This window comes from Azospira sp. MPR-LB4 (genome assembly GCF_058809525.1).
Map to the genome: position 1 here is coordinate 2,587,575 of NZ_CM179521.1, position 26,903 is coordinate 2,614,477.

General features: G+C 61.2%; 26 protein-coding genes. 19 read left to right on the forward strand and 7 right to left on the reverse strand.

Annotation, left to right across the window (positions count from 1 at the left end; genetic code table 11):
- The first annotated feature begins 138 nt into the window (after positions 1 to 138).
- The 11 genes from glnA to AC3QLZ_RS12240 all read left to right on the forward strand — a co-directional run bounded on the left by glnA (position 139) and on the right by AC3QLZ_RS12240 (position 10,815).
- Entirely contained in the window at positions 139 to 1,551 is a 1,413-nt protein-coding gene (gene glnA, locus AC3QLZ_RS12190) for a glutamate--ammonia ligase (RefSeq protein ID WP_014236151.1), read from the forward strand.
- A gap of 170 nt (positions 1,552 to 1,721) precedes the next feature.
- A complete protein-coding gene (locus tag AC3QLZ_RS12195; RefSeq protein ID WP_014236152.1) occupies positions 1,722 to 2,222 on the forward strand; it encodes a DUF4124 domain-containing protein in 501 nt (166 codons plus the stop codon).
- Between the two features lie 38 nt (positions 2,223 to 2,260).
- The gene (glnL, locus tag AC3QLZ_RS12200; RefSeq protein ID WP_014236153.1) at positions 2,261 to 3,316 is read left to right on the forward strand and encodes a nitrogen regulation protein NR(II); all 1,056 of its coding nucleotides are present in this window, start codon (positions 2,261 to 2,263) and stop codon (positions 3,314 to 3,316) included.
- Positions 3,317 to 3,395: 79 nt separating this feature from the next.
- Entirely contained in the window at positions 3,396 to 4,832 is a 1,437-nt protein-coding gene (gene ntrC / locus AC3QLZ_RS12205) for a nitrogen regulation protein NR(I) (protein ID WP_014236154.1), read from the forward strand.
- Positions 4,833 to 4,964: 132 nt separating this feature from the next.
- Positions 4,965 to 5,768: a biotin--[acetyl-CoA-carboxylase] ligase gene (locus AC3QLZ_RS12210; RefSeq protein ID WP_043797786.1), complete on the forward strand. Its 804-nt coding sequence runs from the start codon at positions 4,965 to 4,967 to the stop codon at positions 5,766 to 5,768.
- Positions 5,765 to 6,523, forward strand: coding sequence for a type III pantothenate kinase (locus AC3QLZ_RS12215; RefSeq protein ID WP_014236156.1), 759 nt, complete (start codon positions 5,765 to 5,767; stop codon positions 6,521 to 6,523). The genes AC3QLZ_RS12210 and AC3QLZ_RS12215 overlap by 4 nt, the downstream gene beginning before the upstream one ends.
- A gap of 108 nt (positions 6,524 to 6,631) precedes the next feature.
- Positions 6,632 to 7,996: a TrpB-like pyridoxal phosphate-dependent enzyme gene (locus AC3QLZ_RS12220; protein WP_014236157.1), complete on the forward strand. Its 1,365-nt coding sequence runs from the start codon at positions 6,632 to 6,634 to the stop codon at positions 7,994 to 7,996.
- A 31-nt stretch (positions 7,997 to 8,027) separates the two neighbouring features.
- Complete coding sequence (locus tag AC3QLZ_RS12225; RefSeq protein WP_014236158.1) at positions 8,028 to 8,873, forward strand: SPOR domain-containing protein; 846 nt, start codon at positions 8,028 to 8,030, stop codon at positions 8,871 to 8,873.
- A gap of 1 nt (position 8,874) precedes the next feature.
- Positions 8,875 to 9,492, forward strand: coding sequence for a dephospho-CoA kinase (gene coaE, locus AC3QLZ_RS12230; RefSeq protein WP_014236159.1), 618 nt, complete (start codon positions 8,875 to 8,877; stop codon positions 9,490 to 9,492).
- Positions 9,493 to 9,638: 146 nt separating this feature from the next.
- The gene (gene zapD, locus AC3QLZ_RS12235; RefSeq protein WP_014236160.1) at positions 9,639 to 10,391 is read left to right on the forward strand and encodes a cell division protein ZapD; all 753 of its coding nucleotides are present in this window, start codon (positions 9,639 to 9,641) and stop codon (positions 10,389 to 10,391) included.
- Positions 10,392 to 10,605: 214 nt separating this feature from the next.
- Entirely contained in the window at positions 10,606 to 10,815 is a 210-nt protein-coding gene (locus tag AC3QLZ_RS12240) for a DNA gyrase inhibitor YacG (RefSeq protein WP_014236161.1), read from the forward strand.
- Between the two features lie 3 nt (positions 10,816 to 10,818).
- Here AC3QLZ_RS12240 and AC3QLZ_RS12245 read toward each other — a convergent pair whose 3' ends face one another.
- Complete coding sequence (locus AC3QLZ_RS12245) at positions 10,819 to 11,766, reverse strand: Nudix family hydrolase (protein WP_014236162.1); 948 nt, start codon at positions 11,764 to 11,766, stop codon at positions 10,819 to 10,821.
- The gene (locus AC3QLZ_RS12250; RefSeq protein ID WP_014236163.1) at positions 11,763 to 12,686 is read right to left on the reverse strand and encodes an ATP-binding protein; all 924 of its coding nucleotides are present in this window, start codon (positions 12,684 to 12,686) and stop codon (positions 11,763 to 11,765) included. Before AC3QLZ_RS12250 ends, AC3QLZ_RS12245 begins: the two co-directional genes overlap by 4 nt.
- A 60-nt stretch (positions 12,687 to 12,746) precedes the next feature.
- On the opposite strand from AC3QLZ_RS12250, the gene mltA reads away from it, so the two are divergent.
- Entirely contained in the window at positions 12,747 to 13,985 is a 1,239-nt protein-coding gene (gene mltA / locus AC3QLZ_RS12255; protein ID WP_014236164.1) for a murein transglycosylase A, read from the forward strand.
- Positions 13,986 to 14,167: 182 nt separating this feature from the next.
- Complete coding sequence (locus AC3QLZ_RS12260; protein WP_014236165.1) at positions 14,168 to 15,373, forward strand: ammonium transporter; 1,206 nt, start codon at positions 14,168 to 14,170, stop codon at positions 15,371 to 15,373.
- 441 nt (positions 15,374 to 15,814) lie between these two features.
- Here AC3QLZ_RS12260 and AC3QLZ_RS12265 read toward each other — a convergent pair whose 3' ends face one another.
- From AC3QLZ_RS12265 to AC3QLZ_RS12275, 3 genes are all read right to left on the reverse strand, one after another.
- Positions 15,815 to 17,071 (reverse strand): type II restriction enzyme NmeDI-related protein, encoded by a 1,257-nt coding sequence (locus AC3QLZ_RS12265; RefSeq protein WP_014236166.1) that lies wholly within the window; start codon positions 17,069 to 17,071, stop codon positions 15,815 to 15,817.
- Positions 17,072 to 17,213: 142 nt separating this feature from the next.
- Positions 17,214 to 17,642, reverse strand: a complete 429-nt coding sequence (cueR, locus tag AC3QLZ_RS12270; RefSeq protein WP_014236167.1) for a Cu(I)-responsive transcriptional regulator — start codon at positions 17,640 to 17,642, stop codon at positions 17,214 to 17,216.
- A 19-nt stretch (positions 17,643 to 17,661) separates the two neighbouring features.
- The gene (locus AC3QLZ_RS12275) at positions 17,662 to 19,881 is read right to left on the reverse strand and encodes a heavy metal translocating P-type ATPase (protein WP_014236168.1); all 2,220 of its coding nucleotides are present in this window, start codon (positions 19,879 to 19,881) and stop codon (positions 17,662 to 17,664) included.
- A 177-nt stretch (positions 19,882 to 20,058) separates the two neighbouring features.
- Between AC3QLZ_RS12275 and AC3QLZ_RS12280 the strand changes: the two genes are divergently transcribed.
- A complete protein-coding gene (locus tag AC3QLZ_RS12280; protein ID WP_014236169.1) occupies positions 20,059 to 20,268 on the forward strand; it encodes a heavy-metal-associated domain-containing protein in 210 nt (69 codons plus the stop codon).
- 15 nt (positions 20,269 to 20,283) lie between these two features.
- On the opposite strand, the gene AC3QLZ_RS12285 is transcribed toward AC3QLZ_RS12280, so the two are convergent.
- Positions 20,284 to 21,651 (reverse strand): heavy metal sensor histidine kinase, encoded by a 1,368-nt coding sequence (locus AC3QLZ_RS12285; RefSeq protein ID WP_014236170.1) that lies wholly within the window; start codon positions 21,649 to 21,651, stop codon positions 20,284 to 20,286.
- Positions 21,648 to 22,325 (reverse strand): heavy metal response regulator transcription factor, encoded by a 678-nt coding sequence (locus AC3QLZ_RS12290; RefSeq protein ID WP_014236171.1) that lies wholly within the window; start codon positions 22,323 to 22,325, stop codon positions 21,648 to 21,650. Before AC3QLZ_RS12290 ends, AC3QLZ_RS12285 begins: the two co-directional genes overlap by 4 nt.
- A 218-nt stretch (positions 22,326 to 22,543) precedes the next feature.
- Here AC3QLZ_RS12290 and AC3QLZ_RS12295 point away from each other — a divergent pair, with 218 nt between their 5' ends.
- The 5 genes from AC3QLZ_RS12295 (at position 22,544) to AC3QLZ_RS12315 (ending at position 26,899) form a co-directional block, all read left to right on the forward strand.
- A complete protein-coding gene (locus AC3QLZ_RS12295; RefSeq protein ID WP_235609702.1) occupies positions 22,544 to 23,098 on the forward strand; it encodes a c-type cytochrome in 555 nt (184 codons plus the stop codon).
- A gap of 84 nt (positions 23,099 to 23,182) precedes the next feature.
- Positions 23,183 to 23,629: a DUF411 domain-containing protein gene (locus AC3QLZ_RS12300; RefSeq protein ID WP_109040444.1), complete on the forward strand. Its 447-nt coding sequence runs from the start codon at positions 23,183 to 23,185 to the stop codon at positions 23,627 to 23,629.
- A 21-nt stretch (positions 23,630 to 23,650) separates the two neighbouring features.
- Positions 23,651 to 23,992, forward strand: a complete 342-nt coding sequence (locus AC3QLZ_RS12305; RefSeq protein WP_014236174.1) for a copper-binding protein — start codon at positions 23,651 to 23,653, stop codon at positions 23,990 to 23,992.
- A 52-nt stretch (positions 23,993 to 24,044) separates the two neighbouring features.
- Positions 24,045 to 25,316 carry a TolC family protein gene (locus tag AC3QLZ_RS12310; protein WP_014236175.1) on the forward strand — a complete coding sequence of 424 codons (1,272 nt, stop codon included), beginning with the start codon at positions 24,045 to 24,047 and terminating at the stop codon, positions 25,314 to 25,316.
- A complete protein-coding gene (locus tag AC3QLZ_RS12315; protein WP_014236176.1) occupies positions 25,313 to 26,899 on the forward strand; it encodes an efflux RND transporter periplasmic adaptor subunit in 1,587 nt (528 codons plus the stop codon). Before AC3QLZ_RS12310 ends, AC3QLZ_RS12315 begins: the two co-directional genes overlap by 4 nt.
- The last annotated feature ends 4 nt before the right edge of the window (positions 26,900 to 26,903 follow it).

A 26,903-nucleotide genomic window follows, 5' to 3' on the forward strand; every position in this document is an offset into this window, starting at 1 on the left:
CCGGTCGGGAAGTTTGCTTATGGCACAATGGCCTACTCGGCGCGAAGTGCTGGCATGGAACCTGCTATGAAAGTCGCGCACCGAATTATTTGATTTTGCCGGTCCGGCCGGTACCTGTTCAGTTAGGAGACTTAGCGTATGGCTACCCCCCAAGACATCATGAAGATGGTCAAGGAAAACGACGTCAAGTTCGTCGATTTCCGTTTCACCGACACCCGCGGTAAAGAGCAACACGTGGGCGTGCCCGTCAGCGCCTTCGACGAAGACAAGTTCGAATCCGGCCACGCTTTCGACGGTTCCTCCATCGCTGGCTGGAAGGGTATCCAGGCCTCCGACATGCTGCTGATGCCGGACCCCAACACCGCCTACATCGACCCCTTCTTCGACGAAACCACCCTGATCCTGACCTGTGACGTGGTGGAACCGGCCGACGGCAAAGGCTACGACCGCGACCCCCGCTCCATTGCCAAGCGCGCTGAAGCCTACCTGAAGTCCTCCGGCATCGGCGACACCGCCTTCTTCGGTCCGGAACCCGAATTCTTCATCTTCGACTCCGTGGAGTGGAAGACCGACATGTCCGGCACCTACGTGAAGATCTTCTCCGAAGAGGCTGCCTGGTCCACCGCCGAGAAGTTCGATGGCGGCAACGCCGGCCACCGTCCCATGGTCAAGGGCGGCTACTTCCCCGTGCCCCCCGTTGATTCCTTCAACGACATGCGCGCCCAGATGTGCCTGCTGCTGGAAGCCTGCGGCGTGCCCGTCGAAGTGCACCACCACGAAGTCGCCACCGCCGGCCAGAACGAAATCGGCACCGTCTTCAACACCCTGGTGCGTCGCGCCGACCAGACCCAGATTCTGAAGTACATCGTGCACAACGTGGCTCACCAGTACGGCAAGACCGCCACCTTCATGCCCAAGCCCATCGTTGGCGACAACGGTTCCGGCATGCACGTGCACCAGTCCATCTGGAAGGATGGCCAGAACCTGTTCGCCGGCAACGGCTACGCCGGCCTGTCCGAAACCGCCCTGTACTACATCGGCGGTATCATCAAGCACGCCAAGGCCCTGAACGCCATCACCAACCCCGGTACCAATTCCTACAAGCGTCTGGTGCCCCACTACGAAGCTCCGGTGAAGCTGGCCTACTCCGCCAAGAACCGTTCCGCTTCCATCCGCGTGCCCTTCGTGCAATCCACCAAGGCCCGCCGTATCGAAACCCGCTTCCCCGATCCCATCGCCAACCCCTACCTGTGCTTCGCTGCACTGCTGATGGCTGGCCTGGACGGCATCCAGAACAAGATTCACCCCGGCGACGCTGCCGACAAGAATCTGTACGACCTGCCGCCCGAAGAAGATGCCAAGATCCCGACCGTTTGCGCCAGCCTGGACGAAGCCCTGGCCAACCTGGACAAGGACCGCGAGTTCCTGACCCGCGGCGGCGTCTTCTCCAACGACTGGATCGATTCCTTCATCGACCTGAAGATGGAAGAAGTGAACAAGCTGCGCATGACCACCCACCCGGTGGAATTCGACCTGTACTACAGCTGCTAAGCGGCTGCAGTACCGAGAAAGGGGACGGCCGCGGCCGTCCCTTTTTTTTGCTCCCGAGGCCGCCGAGCGTGGCCTCCGACGCCGTGTCCGGGCTTGCCCGGAGCAATGGCAAAGGCATTTGTAAAAGCCCTATCGATCCAATACACTTGCCCCGAACTCAAGGAGCGGCAATGAATACCAAGCTTTCCCGTGCCTCCCTGCTGGCCAGCCTGCTGGCCCTGGGGTTTGTCGGCCCGGTCCGGGCCGACATCTTCAAATGTACCGACGACGCCGGTCACATCACCTATGCCAATGCCCCCGGCAAGGGCTGCAAGCGCATCATCACCGATCCCACCAACTCGGCTCCCAGCGGCGGCAGCCGGGCCCCGGCCAAGGTCAGCACGCCTTCGCCTTCGGATTTCCCCAAGGTGGGCAGCGAAACCCAGCGCAGCCGGGACAACGACCGCCGCACCATCCTGGAACAGGAACTGGCGGCCGAGCAGAAGAACCTGGAGGCCGCCAAGAAGGAGCTGGCCAATCAGGAGGCCAACATCCAGCCGACCGACCGCAACGTCGGCGGCGGCATCAACGGCGCCAAGGTGGCCGAGCGGGTGCAGCCCTACAAGGACAAGGTGCAACTGCATGAGCGCAACATCGAAGCCATCCGCAAGGAAATCGGCAATCTGCGTTGAGCGCCGCGGCTGGTACGCTTCCTGCTATCCAACCAGCCATGCCTAATCTGAATCCCGGCCCCTTCAGCGGCCTCGACCTGCTTTCGTCTGCCGTCATCCTTCTGGGTGACGGCCTTGTCATCCGCCACATGAACCCGGCGGCGGAGAACCTGCTGGCCACCAGCGGCCGGGTGGTGGTGGGACGCTCCCTGCTGGACATCATCCAGGCCTCGGCCGGCCTGCAGAAGGCCCTGGACAGCGCTCTGGACAACGACTGGAGCTATACCGGCCACAACATCGAGATTCGCCGCGAAGACGACGAGGTGCTGCAGATCAACTGCACCGTGACGCCGGTGGATGCCCCGGAGGCCCGTCTGCTGCTGGAGCTGCGCCCCATCGACCAGCAGATCCGCGCCTCCCGGGAAGAGCGCCTGCTGCAGCAGCAACAGGCCAGCCGGGAACTGATCCGCAACCTGGCCCACGAGATCAAGAATCCCCTCGGCGGCATCCGGGGCGCCGCCCAGTTGCTGGAATTCGAACTGAACAACCCCAGCCTGCGGGAATACACCCAGGTCATCATCAAGGAAGCGGACCGCCTGCAGGACCTGATGCAGCGCCTGCTTTCGCCCCATCGGCCGATGCAGCCCGGGCCGGTGAACATCCACGAAATCCTGGAACGGGTGCGCAGCCTGCTGTTGGCCGAATTCCCCGGCCAGCTGAAGATCCGCCGCGACTACGACACCAGCCTGCCGGACCTCATCGGCGACCGGGAGCAGCTGATCCAGGCCATCCTCAACATCGCCCGAAACGCCGCCCAGGCCATGGACGGCAAGGGTGAGATCGTCCTGCGCACCCGGGCCGTGCGCCAGGTGACCCTGGCCAAGAAGCGCTTCCGCCTGGCCCTGGAGCTGCAGGTGATCGACAACGGCCCCGGTATTCCCGAAGACATCCGGGAGCGCATGTTCTACCCCCTGGTCTCCGGCCGGGACGGTGGTTCCGGCCTGGGTCTGACCCTGGCCCAGAGCTTCGTGCAGCAGCACCAGGGCACGGTGGAATGCGAGAGCCGCCCGGGCCGCACCTGCTTCATCGTGCGCCTGCCCCTGGAACACGCCTGAGGCCGGCGCCAAGCTGGCAAAGTAATTGCTCGGTGCTGTGGACCATTTCGCCACAGCGCAAAACGAATAAGGGATCACAATGAAACCCGTCTGGATTGTCGACGATGACCGCTCCATCCGCTGGGTCCTGGAAAAGGCCCTGGCCCGGGAACAGATCGCCCACAAGAGCTTCGCCTCCGCCGTGGATGCCCTGGCCGCCCTGGATGCCGGAGAGGTGCCCCAGGTCCTGCTTTCGGACATCCGCATGCCCGGCCAGTCAGGTCTGGAGCTGCTGCAGCACGTGAAGTCCCACATCCCCTCCCTGCCGGTCATCATCATGACCGCCTACTCGGACCTGGAGAGCGCCGTCGCCGCCTTCCAGGGCGGGGCCTTCGAATACCTGCCCAAACCCTTCGACGTGGACCAGGCCCTGGAACTGATCCGCCGGGCCCTGGATGAATCGATGCACCAGGATGGTGCGGTCGAGGAAACCAGCATCAGTCCGGAGATTCTCGGTCAGGCTCCGGCCATGCAGGAAGTCTTCCGCGCCATCGGCCGTCTGGCCATGAGCCACGCCACCGTGCTCATCACCGGCGAATCCGGTTCCGGCAAGGAGCTGGTGGCTCGGGCCCTGCATCGCCACAGCCCCCGGGCGGACAAGCCCTTCATCGCCATCAACACCGCGGCCATTCCCAAGGACCTGCTCGAATCCGAACTGTTCGGCCACGAGCGGGGCGCCTTCACCGGCGCCGCCACCCAGCGCCGGGGCCGCTTTGAGCAGGCCGAGGGCGGCACCCTGTTCCTCGACGAAATCGGCGACATGCCTTCGGAACTGCAGACCCGCCTGCTGCGGGTGCTCTCCGACGGCCACTACTACCGGGTCGGCGGCCATCAGCCGCTGAAGGCCAATGTGCGGGTCATCGCCGCCACCCACCAGAACCTGGAAACCCGGGTCAAGGACGGCCTCTTCCGGGAGGATCTGTTCCACCGCCTCAACGTCATCCGTATCCGCCTGCCGGCCCTGCGCGAGCGGCGTGAGGACATTCCCCTGCTGGCCCGCCACTTCCTGGCCAAGAGCGCCCAGGAGCTGGGGGTGGAGCCCAAGCGCCTGTCCGACGGGGCGGTGAAGTTCCTCGTTTCCCTCGACTTCCAGGGCAACGTGCGGCAGCTGGAAAACCTCTGCCATTGGCTCACCGTCATGGCTCCCGGCCAGCTGGTGGAAGTGGGGGACCTGCCGCCGGAACTGCGGGAAACCTCCCCCGCCAGCGGCGCCGGCGTCATCGGCGGCTGGGAGGAAGCCCTGGCGGCCGAGGCTGACCGGCTCCTGGCCCGGGGCGTGCCGGACATCCACGGCAAGCTCTCCGACACCTTCGAGCGCATTCTCATCTCCCGTGCTCTGGCCCACACCGGCGGCCGCCGCATCGAGGCGGCCCAGGCCCTGGGCATCGGCCGCAACACCATCACCCGCAAGATCCAGGAGCTGGGCCTGGAGGGCGGCAAGGCCGCCGCTGCGGCCGAGGAACCGGCGGCGGAATAGGCGGCTTCGGCCCCGCCGGGGGATTCGATTCCCGGCGGCGGCTACCTCTGAGGCCAGAGCATGGGGCCAGAGAAGTTTTTCCTTCCCGGCCTTATCCCCGATAATGGCGCCTTCATTCCTTCTGGCGCTGTCATGGCTGCATCCCTGATCGACCCGGCCCTCCTCGTTTCCCGCCTCGGCGCCATCGTCGGCCGGGTGGATGTGGACAGCCTGGAAAGCTGCGATTCCACCAGTTCCGAACTGTCGCGCCGGGCCGCCCGGGGGGCGCCGGCCGGCAGTGTGGTGGTGGCCGACCGGCAGAGCGCCGGCCGCGGGCGGCGGGGCCGGGACTGGGTTTCCAGCCCCGAGGACAGTCTCACCTTTTCCCTGCTGTGGCGTTTTGCCGGCGGCTTCGACAAGGTGGCCGGCCTGTCCCTGGCCGTTGGCGTCGCCGTCGCCCGGGCCTGCGAATCCCTCGGCGCTGCCGGTGTGGTCCTGAAATGGCCCAACGACGTGCTGGCCCCGGTGCCGGACGGCCTCGGCAAGCTGGCCGGCATCCTGGTGGAACTGTCGTCCAGCCGCAGGGGTACCGAGGCCATCATCGGCATCGGTATTAATTTGCGGGCACCGGCGGTGAGTGCGCCCGGCGGCCTGGCCCCGGCCGGTCTGGCCACCCTGCTGGGCGCGGTGCCGGAGCGCCACGACCTGCTGGCGGCCCTGCTGCGGGAGCTGGTGGCGGTGCTGGACCGCTTCAGCCGCGGCGGCTTTGCCGCCCTCGCCGACGACTGGCAGCGGCGCCATGCCTGGCAGGACTGTCCGGTGCATTTGCTGGAGGAAGGCAAGGTGGTGGCCTCCGGCCTGTGCCGCGGCGCCGACGGCGACGGCGCCCTGCTGCTGGAGGGCCCGGACGGCGTGCTGCGCCACCTGGCCGGCGACCTTTCCCTGAGGCCCCTATGATCCTGCTGCTCGATGCCGGCAACACCCGTCTCAAGTGGGGCCTGCGCCAGGCCGGCGCCTGGCGTGCCCGGGGCGCCCTGGAACGGGAGCGCATCGGCGATCTGCCCCACGCCCTGCGCCAGGCCCTGCCGGCGGGGCAGGGGCTGCAGCGCATCCTCTTTTGCAACGTGGCCGGACCGGAAGTGGCGGCGGCCGTGGCCCAGGCCCTGGTGCCCCTGTCCCCCGGACTGGAGAATTTTCTGGCGACGCCGGAAGCTGCCGGGGTGCGCAACGGCTACGCCCGCCCGGCCCAGCTGGGAGCGGATCGCTGGGCCGCCCTGGTGGGTGCCTGGAACCAGGAGCGACGGCCTTGCCTGGTGGTCAATGCGGGAACCGCCCTGACCATCGATGTGCTGCTGGAAGACCCGGAGCGGCCCGGTCACGGCTATTTCGCCGGCGGCTGCATCCTGCCCGGCTTCGACCTGATGCGGGGCGCCCTCAACCGCCACACGGCCCAGCTGCCCCTGGCCGAGGGGGATTTCGCCGAGCTGCCGCGCAGCACCGATGCGGCCATCGTCAGCGGCTGCCTGCATGCCCAGGCCGGCGCCGTGGAGCGGCTCTACCGGCAGCTGCCGCCCGGCTCCCCCTGCCTGCTTTCCGGCGGCGGCGCCGCCCAGCTGGACGAATGCCTGGACCCGGCCCTGCCGGTGCGCCGGGTGGATTACCTGGTGCTGGAAGGACTGGCCCGGGTCGCCGATCTAACGGCCGTCGCCTGACGGCCGCTGCGGCGGCCCCGCCCGGCCGGAAAGCCGGGGCGGGGCCGCGTTATACTTCGCCTGCCGGCCTTGCTGCCGGCCAGAACCGTTAAAAGACAAAGGGAGATCATGGAGAACACCCGCATCCTGCTCGAGCAGAACGAGATTCCGACCCACTGGTACAACATCGTGGCCGACCTGAAGACCCCGCCGGTCCCGCCCCTGGGTCCGGACGGCCAGCCGGCGACGCCGGAGCAGATGGGCGTCATCTTCCCCGGCGCCATCCTCGAACAGGAAATGTCGGACCAGCGCTGGATTCCCATTCCCCAGGAAGTGCGCGAAATCTACCGCCTGTGGCGCCCCGCGCCCCTGGTCCGGGCCGTGCGCCTGGAGCAGGCCCTGGGCACCACCGCCAAGATTTACTACAAGTACGAAGGCGTCTCCCCGGCCGGCTCCCACAAGCCCAACTCCGCCGTGCCCCAGGCCTTCTACAACAAGCAGGCCGGCATCAAGCGCCTGACCACTGAAACCGGCGCCGGCCAGTGGGGCTCCTCCATCTCCTTCGCCGGCCAGATGTTCGGCTTGCCGGTGCGGGTGTACATGGTCAAGGTCAGCTACGACCAGAAGCCCTACCGCCGCCTGATGATGCAGACCTGGGGTGCCGAAGTCTTCGCCAGCCCCTCCGAGCTGACCCAGACCGGCCGTGCCGCCCTGGCGGAGAATCCTGACAACCAGGGCTCCCTGGGCCTGGCCATCTCCGAAGCGGTGGAAGAGGCCGCCTCCCGCCCCGACACCAACTACACCCTGGGCTCCGTGCTCAACCACGTACTGCTGCACCAGACCATCGTCGGCCTGGAAGCGAAGAAGCAGTTCGACAAGATCGGCGAATACCCGGATGTGGTCATCGGGCCCTGTGGCGGCGGCTCCTCCTTCGGTGGCATCGCCTTCCCCTTCCTGGCCGACAAGGCCGCCGGCGACAAGCGGGCGGAAAACCTGCGCTGCCTGGCGGTGGAACCCACCTCCTGCCCGACCCTGACCAAGGGCGCCTACGCCTACGACTTCGGCGACGCCTCCGGCTTCACCCCCTTGATGAAGATGTACACCCTGGGTCACGACTTCATGCCCCCCGGTATCCACGCCGGCGGCCTGCGTTACCACGGCGCCTCGCCCCTGGTTTCCCAGGTGGTGCATGAGGGCCTGGTGGAGCCGGTGGCCGTCTCCCAGCTGGCCACCTTCGAGGCCGGCGTGCAGTTCGCCCGGGCCGAGGGCATCATTCCCGCCCCCGAATCCTGCCACGCCATCCGCGCCGCCATCGACGAGGCCCTGAAGGCCAAGGTGACCGGCGAGCCCAAGGTGATCCTGTTCAACCTCACCGGCCACGGCCACTTCGACATGTCTTCCTACGAGCGCTTCTTCAGCGGCAAGCTGGAGGACTACGACTACCCGGCCGAGGCGGTCGCCCGTTCCCTGGAACATCTGCCCAAGGTGGGCTGAGGCCAGCCGGCCTTTTCCGGAGATTTCCGTCATGCGCGTCCTGGTCTTCCTGCTGGTTCTGGCCAATCTGCTGTTCTTCGTCTTCGCCCGGGGCTATCTGGGCGGCGGCGACAACCCGGATGGGGAGCGGCTGCACCAGCAGCTGCAGCCGGAGCGCATCGTCATCGTCAGCAAGGGCGAGCCGGCGGCGGAGGCAGGTGAGAAGCCGACCGCCGAGGCCCCTGCCCCCGTAGCCAAGGAGGACGCGCCTGCCAGCCATGGGGTGGCGGAGACGCCCGTCCCTGCTGCCTCCCAGGCGACCGATAAGAAGGCGGACGAAAAGAAGGGCGACGAGAAAAAGCCGGAGGAAAAGAAGCCGGAAGAGAAAAAGGCCGAGGACAAGAAAGCCGAGGAGAAGAAGGCCCAGGCCTGCCTGGCCTGGCCCGACCTGCCGGCGGCCGAGGCCGACGCCCTGGTGGCCCTGGCCAAGAAGCGCTACCCGAGCCTGACCCTCTCCCGCAGCGTGGTCTCCGCCGAAGGCGGCAGCCACTGGGTGTATATCCCGCCCCTGGCAAGCAAGGCCGACGCCGAGCGCAAGGCCGGCGAGCTGAAGAAGCTGGGGGTCACAGAGTTCTTCATCGTCACCGAAGCCGGCGCCAACCAGTACGCCATTTCCCTCGGCATCTTCTCCAGCGAGCAGGGCGCCAAGGACCAGCTGGACAGCCTCAAGGCCAAGGGCGTGCGTTCGGCCAAGGTGGGGCTGCGGGGCGGCAAGACCACCGCCGTGCATGTGGAAGCCCGGGGCGATCCGACCCAGATCCAGGGCCTCAAGGATTCGGGCACCGCCATCACCGCCACGCCCTCCGCCTGCGAGGCCAAGGCGGCGAAGAAGCCCTGAAATGCCCTACGTCGTCGGGCTGACCGGCGGAATCGGCAGCGGCAAGAGCACCGTGGCCGACCTTTTCGTCGCCCGGGGCGCCGCCCTGGTGGATACGGATGCCATCGCCCACGAACTGACCGGGCCCCATGGCGCCGCCATGGCGGCCATCGCAGAGGCCTTCGGGCCGGCGGTGGTGGACGCCCGGGGCGCCCTGGACCGGGCCGCCATGCGCCGCCAGGTCTTTGCCGACGCCACGGCGCGCCAGCGCCTGGAAGCCATTCTCCATCCCCTGATCCGCGCCGAGAGCGATCGCCGCTGCCAGGCGGCCCGGGCGCCCTACGTCATCCTGGCGGTGCCCCTGCTGGTGGAATCGGGCAGCTACCGGGAACGGGTGCAGCGGGTGCTGGTGGTGGATTGCCCCGAGGCGGTCCAGGTGGCCCGGGTGATGGCCCGCAACGGCCTGGGCGAGGCCGAGGTGCAGGCCATCCTGGCGGCCCAGGCCAGCCGCCAGCAGCGCCTGGCGGTGGCCGACGACGTGGTGGACAACGGCGGCGATGCGGCCGCCCTGGTCCCCCAGGTGGAGCGCCTGCACCACCAGTATCTGGCGGCCGCTTCCGGAATTCATGCACCAACTTGATGCATATTATTCAAATTTATGCCCAAAGGCTTATTAGTGTTGAGGTTTATGGCTGAATGGTTCAGAATCCTCGCACTTTGACGACATAATGCCCGCCGTAAGCGCACTTACCGGACCCTGACTGGCAAACCCTGGCGAAACCTGGCGTGATCACCTACGAATATCCCTTCAATGAGCGCATCCGCACCCTGCTGCGGCTGGAGGATTTGTTCGACAAGGCCGCCTACTATCTCCAGGCCGAAGGCCACTTGGAACACCATGTCGTCCTGCTGACCCTGTTCGAAATCCTGGAAGTTTCCCGGGCCGACCTGAAAATGGACCTGATCCAGGAACTGGAGCGCCAGCGCCAGACCCTGCTGGCCTTCCGCAACAACCCCGACATTTCCGAAGAGGCCCTTTCCGGCGCCCTCTACGAGATCGAGCAGGCCTCCGCCGCCCTGCTGGCCATGACCGGCAAGATCGGTCAGCACCTGCGCGACAATGAGTGGCTGATGAGCATCAAGAGCCGGGCCGCCATTCCCGGCGGCGTCTGCGAATTCGATCTGCCCTCCTACCATTTCTGGCAGCACCACCCGGCCGAGCAGCGCCGGGCCGCCCTCATGGGCTGGCTCAAGCCCCTGCTGCCCCTGCGCGACGGCCTCACCATCGTGCTGCGCCTACTGCGCTCCTCCGGCCGGCCCAAGGCCCAGGTGGCGCCCTCCGGCGGTTTCCAACTCATGCTCGGCGGCAGCAATGCCCAGATGGTGCGGGTCACCCTGCGGGACGGCGACCCCGCCATTCCCGAAATCAGCGCCAACAAATACGCCCTGAACATCCGCTTCACCTGCCCGGACGGCGACCTCAAGCCCCGGGCCTGCGACCGCGAGGTCGCCTTCGACATGACCTTCTGCAACCTCTGAGCGTCATTGGGGCGGCCGCTCGCGCTGCTTCGCCTTCCATCCCGCTGCTGAATGTCCTTTTCCCGTTCCGGACTCGGGTTTCCACGTCTGCGCCTAGGAAGACTGCGGCGGCCTGGAAATTCTGCTTTAATGCGGCCCGTGGCGCTGCGGGATTGCTCCTGCCGCCGCCGTACCTTTTCCCTTTCGCCCATTCCGTCCCTGGCTGCCATCGCCCATGAACGCTCCCCGTAAAGTCCGTTGCCCCCAGTGCGGCGGCGACTCCCTCTGGTCCCCCGACAATCCCTATCGTCCCTTCTGCTCCAAGCGCTGCAAGCTGATCGACCTGGGCGCCTGGGCTTCCGAGTCCTACCGGGTGCCGGTGCAGGAAGAGGCCGGCCCGGGGGAAGACGGGGCCGTTGCCGACAGCCCCTTCCCCAAGGCCTGAGGCCTACCAGCCGCGCATCAGGGCGATGCCCTGGGCGCCGTGGCGGCGGGCCGTTTCCAGCTCCGCCGTGGTCATGCCTCCCAGGGCGTAGACCGGCTGGGCGCAATCGAACACCCACTCGCCGAAAACGTCCCAGCCCAGCCCGGCCTGCTCCGGATGGCTGGGGGTGGGCCGGACCGGGCCGAGGACGCTGAAATCCAGCTCCAGCCGGTCGGCCAGGGCCAGTTCCTCCGGCGAATGGCAGGAGGCGGCCACCAGGGGGAAGTCGGGGCGGGCCGTGAGGGTCTGCAGGCGGGCGGCGGGCAGGTGGATGCCGTCGGCGCCGAGGCGGCGGGCGAGGGTATCGCTGGCCTCGTCCGGCGCGTTGAGCAGGGCCCGGGCGCCGTGGGCGTGGGCCAGGGCCACCACCCGGGCGGCGAAATCGGCCCGGACGGCAGGGGGCAGCTGCTTGTCTCGGACCTGCACCAGCTTCAGCCCCCCGGCCAGGGCCCGCTCCAGACGTGCCATTTCAGCCTCCACTCCCCGCTCCTCGGCCTGGGTCAAGGCGTACAGGGGGGGCAGGGCCAGGGCCCGCAGAATGGGGCCGTTGGCCGGCAGGATGGGCTCAACGCCAGCATCCATGCCGATCCTGGCCCAGGCAAAGGCGGAGTGCTCGATCGGGGCGATCTCCCCCTCCCAGGCGGTGACGCGGAAGAACTTGAGGCGCACCGTGGCGTGGGGATAGACGAAGCGGCGGGAAATCCAGGGCGTGGCGGCGGTGACGGTGATGCCCAGCTCCTCCTGCAGTTCCCGGTCCAGGGCCTGGCGGTGGCTCTCGCCGGCTTCCACCTTGCCGCCGGGAAACTCCCAGTAGCCGGCGTAGACCTTGCCCTCTGGGCGGCAGGCGAGGAGAAACTCCTGGCCGCCATTGCGTTCAATGACGGCTGCCGATACTTCCACCACCTTGCTCATTTGCCACCCTTCGGCGCGTGGCTGCCGGCGTAGTCCCGGGCGAACTGCCAGGCTACCCGGCCGCTGCGGGAGCCGCGCTGCAGGGCCCAGTTGAGGGCATCCCGCTCCCAGCTCTCGCGCGCCGCTGCGGCGCAGCCGAAGTGGGCCAGCCAGTGGGCGGTGATGTTGAGGTAGTCGTCCTGGCTGAAGGGGTAGAAGGAAATCCACAGGCCGAAGCGTTCGGAGAGGGAGATCTTTTCCTCGATGGCCTCCCCCGGGTGGATTTCGTCGCCCACCTTGCTCGTCTCCAGGTTCTCCGCGTGGTACTCGGGCATCAGGTGGCGACGGTTGGAGGTGGCGTAGATCAGCACGTTGTCCGGGACGCTGGTGACGGAACCGTCCAGCACCGACTTCAGGGCCTTGTAGCCGTCCTCGCCGGCCTCGAAGGAGAGGTCGTCGCTGAAGATGATGAAATGCTCGGGGCGGCCCGCCACCATATCCACGATGTCCGGCAGGTCCACCAGGTCCGACTTGTCCACCTCGATCAGGCGCAGGCCCTTCTTGGCGTATTCGTTGAGCAGGGCCTTCACCAGGGAGGACTTGCCGCAGCCCCGGGTGCCGGTCAGCAGCACGTTGTTGGCCGGGCGGCCGGCGAGGAACTGACGGGTGTTGGCGACGATGCGCTGCTTCTGGTCGTCGATGTCCTGCAGGTCCTTGAGACGGATCGGGTGGGGCTGGGCCACGGCCTGCAGGAAGCCGCGGCCGTTCTTGCGCCGCCAGCGGTAGGCCGGGGCTTTCCAGTCGGGCTGGGGCAGGGCTTCGGGCAGCAGGGGCTCGAGGCGGGCGAGCAGGGCTTCGGCCGTGTCGAGGAAGCGCACCAGGCGTTCCAGGGGATCGGCCACGGCGGCTGCCGTACGGGGCGTCTTGGCAGGTGAGGGCATGGGGCTACCGGTATACTGGGGAAAAGTCCGGACCTTAGCCCAATCATGCCCATAAGCCAAATGCCCCGCCGCCTGCTCCTGCTTGCCGCCAGCCTGGCCCTCCTGGCCGGCTGCGCCACGGCGCCCCGGCCGGCGGCCACCGCCGCCGGCGCCTGCCCGGCCTGTCCCGTCTGCCCGGCGCCCGGCGCCGCCCCGGTGTGTCCGCCCGCCGGCGCCCAGCTGCCGCCGCCCCCCGCCGCCAAGCCCCTGCAGCCGGCCCGCTGGGAAGACCTGCCCGGCTGGGGCGAGGACGATCTGGGCGCAGCCTGGCCGGCCTTCCTGCAATCCTGCAAGGGCCTGGTGGGCAAGAAGGAATGGCCCCTGTGGCGTCCCGCCTGCGATGAAGCCCAGACCCTGGGGAGCAAGCCGGACAACGGCAGCCTGCGGCGCTTCTTCGAATCCCGCTTCCAGCCCTATCTGCTGACCAATCCGGAAGGCACCGTCGAGGGCATGATCACCGGCTATTACGAGCCCCTGCTCAAAGGCAGCCGCAAGCCCACCGGTCCCGGCCGCTATGCCGTGCTGGGGGTGCCGGACGATCTGCTCACCATCGACCTCTCCGAGCTGTATCCGGACCTCAAGAACTACCGCCTGCGGGGCCGCCTGCTGGGCAACAAGGTGGTGCCCTACTGGTCCCGGGCCGAACTGATGGCCAGGGAGGATAGCCTCAAGGCCCGCACCCTGCTGTGGGTGGACGATCCCATCGAGCTGTTCTTCCTGCAGATCCAGGGCTCCGGTCGGGTCCGGCTGCCCGACGGCAGCATCGTTCGCCTCGGTTACGCCGACCAGAACGGCCACCCCTACCAGTCCATCGGCCGGGTGCTGATCGAGCGGGGCGAGCTGAAACCGGAGCAGGCTTCCATGCAGGGTATCCAGGCCTGGGCCCGGGCCAATCCGGCCAAGGTCAACGACCTGCTCAACGCCAATCCCAGCTACGTCTTTTTCCGGGAGCTGGACCTGCCCGCCAGCGAAGGCCCCATCGGCGCCCTGGGCGTGCCCCTGACTCCGGAGCGCAGCATCGCCATCGATCCCCGCAGCACGCCCCTGGGGGCACCGGTGTTCCTGGCGGCGAGCCATCCCAACAGCAGCAAACCCCTGCGCCGCCTGGTGCTGGCCCAAGACACGGGCGGCGCCATCAAGGGCGTGGTGCGGGCCGACTACTTCTGGGGCTACGGCGCCGAGGCCGGCGCCCTGGCCGGGCGGATGAAGCAGACGGGGCAGATGTGGGTGCTGCTGCCACCCGGTCTGGGACCCCGCTAAGGGGCCGGACGGCGGGCGCCCCGGTACGGTGCAAAATGCACCAATAGGCAGCATGTCCGGTGCAATACGCACAATGCCGGTGCGTACCTGCCGGGCGCCTATGGCTAAGGTAATGATTTAACAGTGCTAAGCCCCTGGAACGGGGCTTGCTTTTGTGGTGCCAACTTTTTGCTGGAGGCACCATGGAAGCTTACAAGTCCGCCTCGGACACCCTTTTCGTTCTCTTGGGCGCCATTATGGTGCTCGCCATGCACGCCGGTTTTGCCTTCCTCGAACTGGGCACCGTGCGCCGCAAGAACCAGGTCAATGCCCTGGTTAAGATCCTTTCCGACTTCGCCGTGTCCACCCTGGCCTACTTCTTCGTCGGCTACGGCATCGCCTACGGCGTGCATTTCTTCCAGGACGCCCAGGCGCTGATGCAGAACAGCGGCCACGACCTGACCAAGTTCTTCTTCCTGCTCACTTTCGCCGCCGCCATCCCGGCCATCATCTCCGGCGGCATCGCCGAGCGGGCCCGCTTCAATCCCCAGCTGGCCGCCACCTTCTGCCTGGTGGGCTTCGTCTATCCCTTCTTCGAAGGCATCGCCTGGAACCACGCCTTCGGCATCCAGGAATGGCTGCTGGCCAGCTTCGGCGCCGAGTTCCACGATTTCGCCGGCTCCGTGGTGGTGCATGCCATGGGCGGCTGGATCGCCCTGCCCGCCGTACTCCTGCTCGGCGCCCGCCGCGGCCGCTACCACAAGGATGGCGGCATAGCCGGCGCCCATCCGCCGTCCTCCATTCCCTTCCTGGCCCTGGGCGCCTGGATCCTCATCGTCGGCTGGTTCGGCTTCAACGTTATGAGCGCCCAGAGCCTGGACAAGATTTCCGGCCTGGTGGCCCTCAACTCCCTCATGGCCATGGTGGGCGGCACCCTGGCGGCCCTGGTGCTGGGCAAGAATGACCCGGGCTTCGTGCATAACGGCCCCCTGGCCGGCCTGGTGGCCGTCTGCGCCGGCTCCGACCTGATGCACCCCCTTGGTGCCCTGGTCACCGGCGGCGTTGCCGGTGCCCTTTTCGTTGTCATGTTCACCCTGACCCAGAACCGCTGGAAGATCGACGACGTGCTCGGCGTTTGGCCCCTGCACGGCCTGTGCGGCGCCTGGGGCGGCATCGCCGCCGGCATCTTCGGGCTGGAGGCCCTGGGTGGCGCCGGCGGCGTTTCCTTCCTGTCCCAGCTGCTCATGACCGGCCTGGCCATCGTCATCGCCCTGGTGGGCGGCGGCCTGGTCTATGGCGTCATCAAGCAGCTGGTGGGCATCCGCCTGGACCAGGAGGATGAATACAACGGCGCCGACCTTTCCATCCACAAGATCACCGCCTCCGCCGAGCGGGAAACCCTCTGGTAATTCACGCTTTCTGTTTCCGGACAATAGTTTCTTGAAATGAAATGGAGAATCTTGAAACTAAATAAAAACAAGGAGATAGCCGTTTTGCTGCAAAAATGAGCTGATGGTAGTAAATAAAGTCGGCCGGACAACAATGGAAAAGAGGCCCCGCAATTGCGTGGCCTCTTTTTCATTTGGTTGCCATAGCTCAATCGATATCGCCCCGAGTGAAAGGCTTCAATGTGGCTACTATGGTTGCGTTACTTCACTAGCTCCGGCTGCTTTATGTGTGATGAGTGCATTATTGCTTCGATGATGTGGCTACAAAGCCGGAAGGGGTCATGTGGCAGTTATGTCGAGAGATCGTTCGCTTACTGGCACGTATGCCCGATGACCACGATGTGGAATGTTGGGGGCTAGACTGCACTTGGTCAGGCGTATCCGGATTCCCCACTGGACGGCTCAAACGCAACAGCGGCAGGCCAACTTGTCTAGGATATGATGGTTATCGCCAAGTTTGCAGAGGGACTCAAAATGCCGATCGAGCTCTTCAAAAAGGATGTATCCCAAGGAAAACTCATCAGGTCGCTGGAACATCGGGCGTTTCAGTTGATCAACAATCTCCCGCTCGCGGGCCGCTGGCGCCACTAGATAAAGATGTTCCTCCTTTCCCGGAATGGAAAGGGCCATATCGGTGAGGCGCAATATTCCGGAATAGATGGAGGTACTTTTTTCAACCTCAAAGGCGGCGGCAATCTGCGCCTTCCCCTTGTACAGCCAAAGGACATCGATCAGTTCCGCCGTAGCGTGCACCTCCGGAGACAATCCCAAGTCTGGAAGGTGCTCTAGGCAGTGGAATCCCAGCGGGCGGCCTTGGTATTGCGCACTACGGTCATTGCGTGCGACCAAGACGTCATATCCCAGGGTACGCCCTAGTTCAGAAAGTTGGTGCTGAACCTTGGTGTGCAGCCGTTCCTCCACAACATCCTGTTCAACCTGTGCGTGCCGTTTGCGGCGACTTTTCTCCAGTTTTTCCTGCTCCGCAGCCAAAGTCTGCTGGCCATTAGAATCGGGGGCCAAGCGTCCTACCCCGATCTCAAACAACATGCCACTGAACGCGCCAAGATCCTTGGAAAGTGTTCCAAGCGTCGAATTGGCTTCGATGATCGTCTCGCGCATTTCCAGGTAGCTGTCCCAAGACCCTAACTTCTTCTTGGCCTGAAAGAGGGCATTGAAACCGTTGAGCATCGCCGTATTAAATGGCGGAAACAGTGTGGGATGAAGAAAGTAGAGGATATTGGCGACCGCTGGCCCCAGGCCCTTGATGCTGCGGCCGGCAAGCTTCAAAACTTCCCTTTCCAGAATCCGGATGTCGGCGGTTTCCAGGCAGGCGAAGAGAAATTCCCCGAACGCCCCCTTATTTTCATCGTTCTCGTAGATATCCGGGATGCGAAGCTTAGGCTTCCAATAGAAGGGATGGGCCGCCCCTTCAAACACCTGCTTTTGCTCAGCAATACAGCTCAGCACAAATTCCAGCGATGATCCTTTGAAGTCGTTGGGGAAACGCTTCTGCTTGATGTCTTCGACAACCGTACCAACACCGCGCCGGATGCTTCGAAACGCTTTGAGGCGATCTTCACTACTAACAAACCAAGTGTTGTAAACAGACTCGGGGTCAGCCTTATAGGCTTGCGCTATGGGCAGGAGAAGTTGCTTCATGACGAAGCATTATGAAAGGGCGGAATTACTTTTGCTAGTACAAAAGGCAATCAGAACGCCTCATTCCCCTAATTACCTAGGCGTAGTTCCATGCATTTGACCAATTCCTTGGCTCAGCGCATTTCCCTCAATCGTTCTGAAGCTACGGCGATAGACTAAGACCCGTCATGGAAAGATGGTTACTATCGCCAGCCAGTTCTTCCAGGATGGGGCAATCGGGCCGGTGATTTCCTTGGCAACAACTGACTAGATGCTGGAGCGCCTTTTTCATTGCAAGAAGCTCTTGGAGCTTATTTTCGAGCTCGTCTAGATGCTCCTTGGCCAGGGCTTTTACCTCGCGGCTGGTACGGTCTCGGTTCTGCCAAAGACTTAGCAAATTCCGAATTTCATCAATGGAGAATCCGAGATCTCGAGATCGACGAATAAACTGCAGGGTCCGGATGTCAGCTAATCCGTATTGGCGGTAGCCCGCCGCAGTCCTACTGGCCGGTGGCAACAACCCTACACTCTCATAATGACGAATCATCTTGGTCGAGATGCCGGCGGCCTTTGCTACCTCTCCAATATTCATTTTAGCTCCCTGGCTAGATTCAATCAGGATGTCTGATATCACTGGCGCTACGCCAGCGGCGAAGTAATAGCGCATTCATTACTACGCTAACACTACTGAATGCCATCGCTGCCCCTGCAACAACAGGACTTAGCATTCCGGCAGCTGCGAGGGGAATACCGAGGATGTTGTAAGCAAAAGCCCAAAAAAGACCCTGTTTGATTTTTCCGTAAGTGCGGCGAGAAACATCGAGAGAATCGGCAACCAGGCGGGGGTCTCCTCGCATTAAGGTGATTCCGGCTGCCTGCATCGCCACATCGGTCCCAGTGGACATGCTGAGCCCAACATCAGCGGCGACCAAACTGGGAGCATCGTTCAGTCCATCTCCAACCATTGCCACAACGTATCCACGGTCACGGAGGTCCTGAATGATTGAGGCCTTATCCTCTGGCAACAATCCAGCCCAGACTTCATCAATACCCAGATTCTCGGCAACGGCGTTGGCGCTTCCCTGATTATCCCCAGTCAACATCACTGTTTTGATGCCTAGCTTATGCAAGTTGGCCACCGCTTGGTAAGAAGCACCTTTCACAGCATCACCAAAAGCTAGAAGGCCCAATGTCTCTGTTTCATTTCCGCGGCTACGAAGTAGCCAGGAGATAGTTCGCCCTTGCTTTTCAAGGGCAGCCGCACGTTCCAGTAGTCGAGCGGGGGCTGTTCCAGACTCCAACATTAGTCGGGTGCTACCCAGCATCAGGATTTCCCCACCAACTACTCCTTGCACTCCACGTCCAGGAAGGGCTTTGGCATTCACCGTGTCGGGTACTGCTAGTTGTTGTGATTTGGCCATTTCCAGGACAGCATGGGCCAAGGGGTGGTCACTGGTCTTTTGCAGCGCAGCCGACAACTGAAGGATGTTGTTCTTGTCCATGCCTTCAACAGCCTCGACAGCGACCAGCATTGGCTTTCCCTCCGTCAATGTTCCCGTCTTATCAAAAGCAACGGCTGTCACCGAGTGGGCAATTTCGAGTGCTTCAGCGTCTTTGATCAGGATGCCATGTCGGGCCGCCACACCGGTACCCGCCATTATTGAGGTAGGGGTGGCAAGGCCAAGGGCGCATGGACAGGCAATCACTAAGACTGTTACCGCATTGATCAATGCGACCTCCCAGTCCGCCAGGAGTAGCACCCAAACGATAAATGTCAGTATGGCGATGGAAAGGACTACTGGTACGAAGACAGCGCTGATTCGATCAACGATACGCTGAATCGGAGCTTTGGCTGCTTGCGCAGATTCCACCATCCGGATGATGCGGGCTAGAGTGGTTTCTGTACCGATGGCGATGGTTCGCAGAACCATTAATCCTTCACCATTCACCGATCCGCCTGTCACCTGATCACCAGGAGCCTTCGCGATAGGGAGGCTTTCTCCGGTAATCAGAGCTTCATCGACGTGGCTTTGTCCATTGATGACAGTCCCATCCACTGGGATCCGCTCTCCTGGCCGTACCACCACCTTGTCTCCGATTGCAACTTGCTGGACAGGAATAGAGACTTCCTGCCCTTCTATCAGGACGCGAGCCACCGTTGGGCGAAGTGCGTTAAGGGACCTTATAGCGTCGGTAGTTTGTCGCTTGGCTCGTGCTTCCAGCCATTTCCCCAGAAGCACCAAAGTGATGACAGCCGCAGATGCCTCAAAATAAAGATGGGGCATTCTGGTATCTGCATTTCTCCAAAGCAGATACACCGATAAGCCATAGGCAGCAGAAGTTCCCAGGGCCACCAATAGGTCCATATTGCCGGCACGGGCCCGAACTGCCTTCCACCCGGCCCGGTAAAACCGTAAGCCCAGCCAGAACTGAACGGGGGTTGCCAAGGCAAGTTGCCACCAGCCATCCAACATCCATTCCTTCCCCAGGAGCTCAAGCAGCATCGGTGCAAGTAGCGGAAGTGTAAGGACGATACTAACTGCGACCGGCCACCATTCCGGAAAACGTCGCTTCACAGCGGGAACTTCTCCAGCTGTCTCGGGGCTGGCGGCATACCCGGCTTTCCCAATGGCTGCGGCAAGCGTGGCAAACGATACGTCGGGCAACGTGATCACCGTCGCCTTTTCAGAGGCCAAATTTATTGAAGCCTCTTGCACTCCAGGCACCTTTAAAAGGGCTTTCTCCACCCGGGCGACACAGGAGGCACAACTCATCCCGTCGACTAAAAGGGTGTGGTTCGTAGTGCGAATAGTTGAAGTAAAGGCAGACATGGAACTCTCCAGAAGCGTTATAGCGCCTATGCTGAAGATTCCCATGGTGGGAAGGTCAACGGTTCAAACTAAAAAAATCGACTTCATCCAAATAGCGACATCACGGAGTTGACCTTCCCCCTGTAGGAAGGAAGAAAGTGGTCAGGGTAACTTCCCAAAAAATGAAAGGAGAAAACCGTGATTACCTTCAAAGTTGATGACATGACCTGTGGCCATTGCGTCAGCAAGCTCACCCAGGCGCTTCGGGATCTGGACAAACATGCCAAGATCACAATCACTCTGGAACAGCATCTGATATCTATTGAATCAGTAAGCGTTAGTGTTGAAGAGGTGGAAGGTGCAATTTCTGAAGCTGGCTATATGCCCCTCAGGGTCGAGAATGCTTAAGTAGTGGCAGGCTGCTTACTGCTGAATAGATGGCAGCCGTAGTTCAAAGGTTGTCAATCCATCCTCAGAGCGCACCGTCGCATTGCCTCCGTGGGCGCGCAGGATAGATCGCGTAATAGCGAGGCCTAAGCCCGCTCCTTCGGAGTCCCGTTGCCTTGACGGATCGGCCCGATAAAAGCGGTCAAATAATCGAGGAAGATGCTCCGGAGAGATAGTTTGGCCTGTATTGCTAATGCTGATAGTTGCCATTCCATCGACGTTTGTTAGCAACACGGCAATGACGCCACTCCTAGGGGTGTGTCGGAAAGCATTGGATAGCAAGTTGCCAATAGCTCGCCGGAGCATCAACCTATCACCTGCTACGGAAGCCTCTCCTTTGATGGATAGGGTTACGCCCCTTTCATCCGCCAGAGCTTCATAAAACTCCAGTAAGTCATCGGTTTCCTCACGCAAGTTCAGCGGCCCAAGTTCCGGCACAACTAGATCGTTTTCAGCTTTAGCCAGAAACAACATATCTGCGATGGTTCGGGAAAGCCGCTCGAATTCTTCGGAGTTCGATACCAATACCTCTCGATATTCCTCGGCAGTGCGAGTTTTCGATAGTGTGACTTGTGTCTGGGTAAGGAGGTTACTAACTGGTGTGCGCAACTCGTGTGCAAGGTCAGAGGAAAATTCGGAGAGTCGACGGAAGGACGCCTCAAGGCGACCGAGCATTTCATTTAGCGTCCTAGCTACTTCCGCAAGTTCGATGGGGAAGTCTTCTGCAGTCAGCCGGCGGTCTAAGTGGTCGGCCGTAATCCCCGCAGTATCGCGGCATATTTCCCGTAAGGGGGAAAGCCCCCCTCTGGCAGCCAGCCAGCCGAATAGACCACTAGCTATCGCGGCCAAGGCGACTAAACCCCAGAACGTCTTATTGAAAGAGTGCATGAAATGTTCATGGACTTGCAATTCAGTGGAGACTGCAACGATGGCACCTCCAGTAACAGTGCCGGATATGCCTCGAAAAAGCTGCCCATCTTCATTTCGCCAGAGCTTAGGGTGAGTTCTAAGGTCAGTGCCTGGCACCTTCATGATCGATGGAAAATCAACACTGCCATGGGAATAAATCGGCTTGCCGGAAGCATCCCAAATAGCTACTGCCAGTCCGTGATGCCCAACCAGTGCTGCGTCCAGTCGGTCACTCAAGGCACTCTGACTGTGCTCCCATAGAGCATGGCCGACGAGCTCGAACTTCCCCACCAACAGTTCTGTGTCCATTTCTTCAAAGTGGCGCTCAACCAGAGCACCAACCGCTAGCCCAAGTGTTGTCAGCACCAGGGCGGAAACAACAGTAAAAAGTAGTGTTAGCCGAAGCGTTATAGACTTCTTGCCTAAGGGCTTCATTCCCCATCCTCCAGCACATACCCCATGCCTCGTGCTGTCCGGATCAGCTTTAGCTCGAATCCGTCGTCCACTTTGGACCGCAAGCGACGAATGGCGACCTCAATAATATTGGTGTCGCTGTCGAAATTCATATCCCAGACCTGGGATGCGATGAGGGATCGGGGCAGCACCTCGCCACGTCGGCGTAGCAAAAGTTCCAGTAAGGAAAATTCCTTGGATGTCAGGTCGATCTTTCTCCCTCCACGAGTGACCCGACGCCGGCGAAGATCCAGTTCCAGATCTGCAATTCGCAAAACATCATCCTCGCGGGCCTTTGTACCACGGCGCAAAAGCGTTCTAACTCTTGCGAGCAGTTCTGCAAAAGCGAAGGGTTTTACGAGGTAATCATCCGCCCCCAGTTCTAGGCCTTTGACCCGGTCATCCACCGAGTCGCGAGCAGTAAGGAAAAGTACGGGGATTTCCTTGCCGGCCTTACGGATTCCTTGCAATACCTGCCATCCATCAATACCGGGAAGCATTACGTCGAGAATGGCCAAGTCATAGGCTTCAGTTAGGGCCAGATGTAGTCCATCGAACCCATCCCGAGCTAGGTCCACTACAAACCCGGCTTCTGAGAGCCCCTTATGCAGATAGTCACCTGTTTTGGGTTCGTCTTCTACGACCAGTATCTTCACATCACTCTCCTGAAGGTCGAATAGGTGCATTGTGAGGCTGAAATCACCCAGAAAGCATCCGCATTACATAAATGTAATGTTGATGTCAGTCCCTCGTTATGCGGCATCTACCAGAATCCTGGTTACTCCTAAATAACCGCATTCCAATGCAAAAGCCCTTTCTTACCGTCGTAGGCGTAGCTGCAGTATTTGTAAGCGTGGTCGGAGCATCCATCAGCATGGGGTTTCCCTCCTTTGCCGCGGATGAGCCCCATTCTGAGTTAGTGACATCTCTCATCACTTATGCAAGAGAGCGTTCCATAAGCCGAGAGGTTAAAGGAGTAGATGTTCCTGCGGATCTAGGCTCTCCTGAACGAGTCCGCCGTGGTGCGGGGAATTACGAGGCCATGTGCGTCGACTGCCATCTATCCCCCAGTGCTGGAAATAGCGAAATCCGCCAAGGGCTATATCCCACTCCGCCCAATCTATCGGTAGTGCGAGAAAACGCCCATGACCCGAGTTCTGACGCCCGGGACTTCTGGATCATCAAACATGGCATCAAGGCCTCCGGCATGCCTGCCTGGGCAAAAGGAGGGATGGATGATGCAGCTATTTGGGATTTGGTTGCTTTCCTGAATGTCCTCCCCACGCAATCTACCGATAGTTACCAGCAACTGGTGAGTGCCAGCAACGGCCATTCTCATTCTGGAATTCCGGATGCCCATGGTGCCAGTGGTGGTCCCAGCCACCATTCGGTAGATGAACACAGTCCAGGCCACGTACATAGCCATTGATTACAAAAATGTAATCCGCGAGTCAGCCAACTGTAGGGGACGAGTCCTCAAACTGGGGACTTACAACGCAGGAGCTAGACAGTTATGACCCTACAAATGACATTTCGGCAGTTGCTAATGGTCGCCGCTGTGGCGGCTTCCGGTGCTGCTTACGCGCAAACCTCTACTCATGTCGAAGTCTTCAAGAGTCCTTACTGCGGTTGCTGCAAGGAGTGGGTTGAACACATGCGTAAGGCAGGATTCGATGTAACAACCCAGAATGTGACCGACGTTCCTGCTGCACGCAAGGCAACCGGAATGCCCGAAAAGTTTGGGTCCTGTCATACCGCCAAAGTTGGCGGCTATGCCATTGAGGGCCATGTTCCTGCTGCAGATGTTCAGCGCCTTCTTAAAGAAAAGCCCAAAGCCATCGGCCTTGCTGTCCCCGGGATGCCCCAAGGCTCTCCGGGTATGGAGACTAATCACCCGCAGCCGTATGACACCCTACTCGTCATGCCTGACGGTAGCTACAAGGTTTTTGCCAAGCACTGAGTTCATAATTAGGAGATTGACATGAAAAAGATGATTGTTCCGTTTGTTGCCGTTGCTCTGCTGGGGCCCGCTATTGGTATGGCAGCATCTGGCCATGATGATCATGGCAGCCACGGTGGAATGCACATGGAAGCCACTCAATCTGCCCTGATTGATGGCATCGTCAAAAAGGTGGATAAGGCAGGTGGAAAACTGACGGTATCGCATGGTGCTTTGCCGAATGGAATGCCTCCTATGACTATGGCGTTCCTGGTCAAAGATGCATCTTGGCTTGGCAAGGTGAAGGAAGGGCAGAAAATCCGCTTTGCCTCAGAAAACATTGATGGTGCGATGACCATCGTTCGCCTGGAGCCTCAAAACTAGGTGACTCTAGTTTGAGCGCGGTGTAATCGGAAACTTCCACGAGGGTCCAAACATGAAATCAATAAAAACCTCGCGCAACATCCTGTGCGCCGCGCTTATTGCAGCCTGGAGCATAAGTGCCGGAGCCCAGGTTCAACCGGGCAGCACGGTGGAGAGCCTTCTCTCGATTGCTCGGGAGAACAATCCTGAATTTGCCAGCATGCGCTACGAAGCCGATGCCGCAGCAGAGCGGATAGTTCCGGCAGGCGCCTTGCCCGACCCCCGGCTGCGTACCGAGTTGATGGATATCACAAAGGGGGGGGCTCAGAGCCCAACGCTTGCCCCCAACCGTGTTGGTACGGCTCGTTATACCCTGATGCAGGATGTTCCGTGGTTCGGCAAACGCGATCTCAAACGTGAAATTGCAGAACTAGAGGCTGCTGGGGCCAAAGGGCGTGCTTACGGGGTCTGGAGCGAGGTTTCTGCCAAAATCAAGACGACCTATGCCCAACTGTACTATCTAGCTCGCAATGAAACCCTGACCCAAGAAATATTGGATCTTATGGTTCGCTTGGAGCGCATAGCTCGAGTTCGCTACGCAAACGGATTGGCTGCCCAGCAGGATGTTATTCGTGCTCAGGTTGAGCAAACTGCAATGCGCAATGAACTCATTGCCCTGGAAACTGAGCATCACCACCTTACTACCCGGATGAATGCTCTGCTCGGACGGCCGGCATCGGCGTCCCTGGCATCTCCCGAAATCCTGCGCCCTTTGCCTCCGCCGGCCAAATTGGATTACGCCAGTCTAGTAGAGCGGGCCGAGGCCAAGAACCCGATGCTCTCGGCTGAAGGGCATCGCATCAAAGCCGCCGAGAAGAGCCGAGATCTGGCTTACAAAAATCGATATCCCGATTTCACCCTGGGTCTTGTTCCCAACCAGATGGGAAATGATGTGAAGCAATGGGATTTGATGTTCGAAATCAATATCCCATTACAACAAGCCAGCCGCCGTGCCCAGGAGCGTGAGGCAGAAGCAATGGTTTCGGCTAGTCGTGCCCGACGCGAAGCAACTGCTAACCAACTGCTCTCGGATCTTTCTGAGAGTTTGGCAGCGCTGGAGGCTGCGGTACGGACGGAGCGTTTGTCGACAGACAACCTACTGCCACAGGCTGAATTGACATTTAAGGCCGCCCTCGCTGGTTATGAGACTGGCAAGGTGGATTTCACCACGTTGCTGGATGCCCAGCGCCAAATCAGACAGGCCAAACTCAACCAGATTAAGTCCCGTGCCGAGGCTCAAGTACGTCTGGCTGAGGTAGAACGTATTCTCGGAGAAGAACTATGAACAAGGGAGTCATTTCAGTTGCCGTAGTTGCTGTTCTGGCTGCAGGTGGTGGGTATTGGGCAGGACAGAATAGTGGAAATGCTCCCCATGCCCACGACACCGTGGCTAGCCCCACTGACTCTGGGAAGGCAGAGCGGAAGATTCTCTATTACCGCAATCCGATGGGTTTGCCGGATACCTCCCAGGTACCAAAAAAGGATCCCATGGGGATGGACTACATCCCGGTATATGAGGGGGAGCAGGACGACGAGCCGGCCTCAGCAAACCAGATCAAGATCAGCACGGAAAAGATTCAGAAGCTGGGTGTTCGAACCGAAGCGGCGACCCTTGAGAGTCTTGATAAGGTGGTTCGGGCTGCTGGCAGAATCGAACCCGATGAACGCCGCACTTACGCTATTTCTCCAAAATATGAAGGCTATGTCGAACGCCTCTATGTGAATGCGACCGGACAGGCGGTTGGCAAGGGACAACCACTGTTTGAGGTCTATAGCCCTGAACTGGTCTCGGCACAGCGGGAGTACGCAATTGCTTCCCAAGGGCTAGAGAGCATGAAATCTGCTGATGACGCTGCCCAGTCTGGCATGCGTCAGTTAGCCGACTCCAGTCTGACTCGCTTGCGAAATTGGGATATTTCTGAGGAACAAGTCAAATCCTTGACCAAATCTGGCGATGCCAAACGTACGCTGATTTTTCGTTCTCCTGTTAATGGCATTGTGGCTGAAAAGAAGGCGGTTCAGGGAATGCGCTTTGCTCCAGGGGATGTGCTCTACCAAATTACTGATTTGGGCACCGTCTGGGTGATTGCTGATGTCTTTGAGCAAGATATTGGATGGGTGAAGTCCGGTGCCAAAGCGAAAGTAAAAATCAACGCTTACCCTGAAAAGACCTTCGAAGGGACCGTTTCCTATGTGTATCCGACCTTGAAGGCAGATACACGGACCATTCCGGTTCGGCTCGAACTCCCCAACCCTGGCAATCTGCTGAAGCCCGGCATGTTTGCCCAGGTAGAACTCCCCACTATTGCCAAGGGTGCTGTAGTCACTATCCCGAACTCGGCCGTAATTGATAGTGGTACCCGGCAAATTGTTCTGATCCAGGCGAAGGAAGGTCGATTTGAGCCGCGTGACGTAAAGCTTGGTGCCCGGAGTGAGAACCGGGTGGAGGTAATCGAAGGAGTTCGGGAGGGTGAGCAGGTTGTTGTTGCAGCCAACTTCCTCATTGATGCGGAAAGTAACCTCAAGGCTGTAGTCGGTGGATTCGGTCATTCCGGCCATGGCAGCTCCTCTCCTGGTGCAGGCCAAGATAAGCCTGTAGGCGTTGGCTACAAGGCAGAGGGCAAGGTTGAAGACCTTGATGCTAAAGCAGGGACCGTGATGCTTGCCCACGGGGCAATCCCGAGCCTGAAGTGGCCTGCCATGACGATGGAGTTCAAGGTGGCCAATCAATCTCTGCTCAAAGACCTCAAACCTGGGACCCCCATCAAATTTGAGTTTGTGGAGCGCAGTCCGGGAGAATGGGTTGTAACCACCATTAGCCCCGTTGCCGCTGTCCCAGTCCAGGCCAATCCTCACGCTGGTCACTGAGAAA

What these genes read in the sequence shown, in the direction of transcription:
- AC3QLZ_RS12250 (WP_014236163.1), bottom strand. Translation starts at nt 12,686, where the DNA reads ATGCCCTCACCTGCCAAGACGCCCCGTACGGCAGCCGCCGTGGCCGAT.
- mltA (WP_014236164.1), top strand. Translation starts at nt 12,747, where the DNA reads ATGCCCCGCCGCCTGCTCCTGCTTGCCGCCAGCCTGGCCCTCCTGGCC.
- glnL (WP_014236153.1), top strand. Translation starts at nt 2,261, where the DNA reads ATGCCTAATCTGAATCCCGGCCCCTTCAGCGGCCTCGACCTGCTTTCG.
- AC3QLZ_RS12210 (WP_043797786.1), top strand. Translation starts at nt 4,965, where the DNA reads ATGGCTGCATCCCTGATCGACCCGGCCCTCCTCGTTTCCCGCCTCGGC.
- AC3QLZ_RS12310 (WP_014236175.1), top strand. Translation starts at nt 24,045, where the DNA reads ATGAAATCAATAAAAACCTCGCGCAACATCCTGTGCGCCGCGCTTATT.
- AC3QLZ_RS12275 (WP_014236168.1), bottom strand. Translation starts at nt 19,881, where the DNA reads ATGTCTGCCTTTACTTCAACTATTCGCACTACGAACCACACCCTTTTA.
- AC3QLZ_RS12245 (WP_014236162.1), bottom strand. Translation starts at nt 11,766, where the DNA reads ATGAGCAAGGTGGTGGAAGTATCGGCAGCCGTCATTGAACGCAATGGC.
- coaE (WP_014236159.1), top strand. Translation starts at nt 8,875, where the DNA reads ATGCCCTACGTCGTCGGGCTGACCGGCGGAATCGGCAGCGGCAAGAGC.
- AC3QLZ_RS12295 (WP_235609702.1), top strand. Translation starts at nt 22,544, where the DNA reads ATGGGGTTTCCCTCCTTTGCCGCGGATGAGCCCCATTCTGAGTTAGTG.
- AC3QLZ_RS12305 (WP_014236174.1), top strand. Translation starts at nt 23,651, where the DNA reads ATGAAAAAGATGATTGTTCCGTTTGTTGCCGTTGCTCTGCTGGGGCCC.
- ntrC (WP_014236154.1), top strand. Translation starts at nt 3,396, where the DNA reads ATGAAACCCGTCTGGATTGTCGACGATGACCGCTCCATCCGCTGGGTC.
- AC3QLZ_RS12195 (WP_014236152.1), top strand. Translation starts at nt 1,722, where the DNA reads ATGAATACCAAGCTTTCCCGTGCCTCCCTGCTGGCCAGCCTGCTGGCC.
- glnA (WP_014236151.1), top strand. Translation starts at nt 139, where the DNA reads ATGGCTACCCCCCAAGACATCATGAAGATGGTCAAGGAAAACGACGTC.
- AC3QLZ_RS12240 (WP_014236161.1), top strand. Translation starts at nt 10,606, where the DNA reads ATGAACGCTCCCCGTAAAGTCCGTTGCCCCCAGTGCGGCGGCGACTCC.
- AC3QLZ_RS12225 (WP_014236158.1), top strand. Translation starts at nt 8,028, where the DNA reads ATGCGCGTCCTGGTCTTCCTGCTGGTTCTGGCCAATCTGCTGTTCTTC.
- AC3QLZ_RS12215 (WP_014236156.1), top strand. Translation starts at nt 5,765, where the DNA reads ATGATCCTGCTGCTCGATGCCGGCAACACCCGTCTCAAGTGGGGCCTG.
- AC3QLZ_RS12220 (WP_014236157.1), top strand. Translation starts at nt 6,632, where the DNA reads ATGGAGAACACCCGCATCCTGCTCGAGCAGAACGAGATTCCGACCCAC.
- AC3QLZ_RS12285 (WP_014236170.1), bottom strand. Translation starts at nt 21,651, where the DNA reads ATGAAGCCCTTAGGCAAGAAGTCTATAACGCTTCGGCTAACACTACTT.
- AC3QLZ_RS12265 (WP_014236166.1), bottom strand. Translation starts at nt 17,071, where the DNA reads ATGAAGCAACTTCTCCTGCCCATAGCGCAAGCCTATAAGGCTGACCCC.
- AC3QLZ_RS12260 (WP_014236165.1), top strand. Translation starts at nt 14,168, where the DNA reads ATGGAAGCTTACAAGTCCGCCTCGGACACCCTTTTCGTTCTCTTGGGC.
- AC3QLZ_RS12300 (WP_109040444.1), top strand. Translation starts at nt 23,183, where the DNA reads ATGACCCTACAAATGACATTTCGGCAGTTGCTAATGGTCGCCGCTGTG.
- AC3QLZ_RS12315 (WP_014236176.1), top strand. Translation starts at nt 25,313, where the DNA reads ATGAACAAGGGAGTCATTTCAGTTGCCGTAGTTGCTGTTCTGGCTGCA.
- cueR (WP_014236167.1), bottom strand. Translation starts at nt 17,642, where the DNA reads ATGAATATTGGAGAGGTAGCAAAGGCCGCCGGCATCTCGACCAAGATG.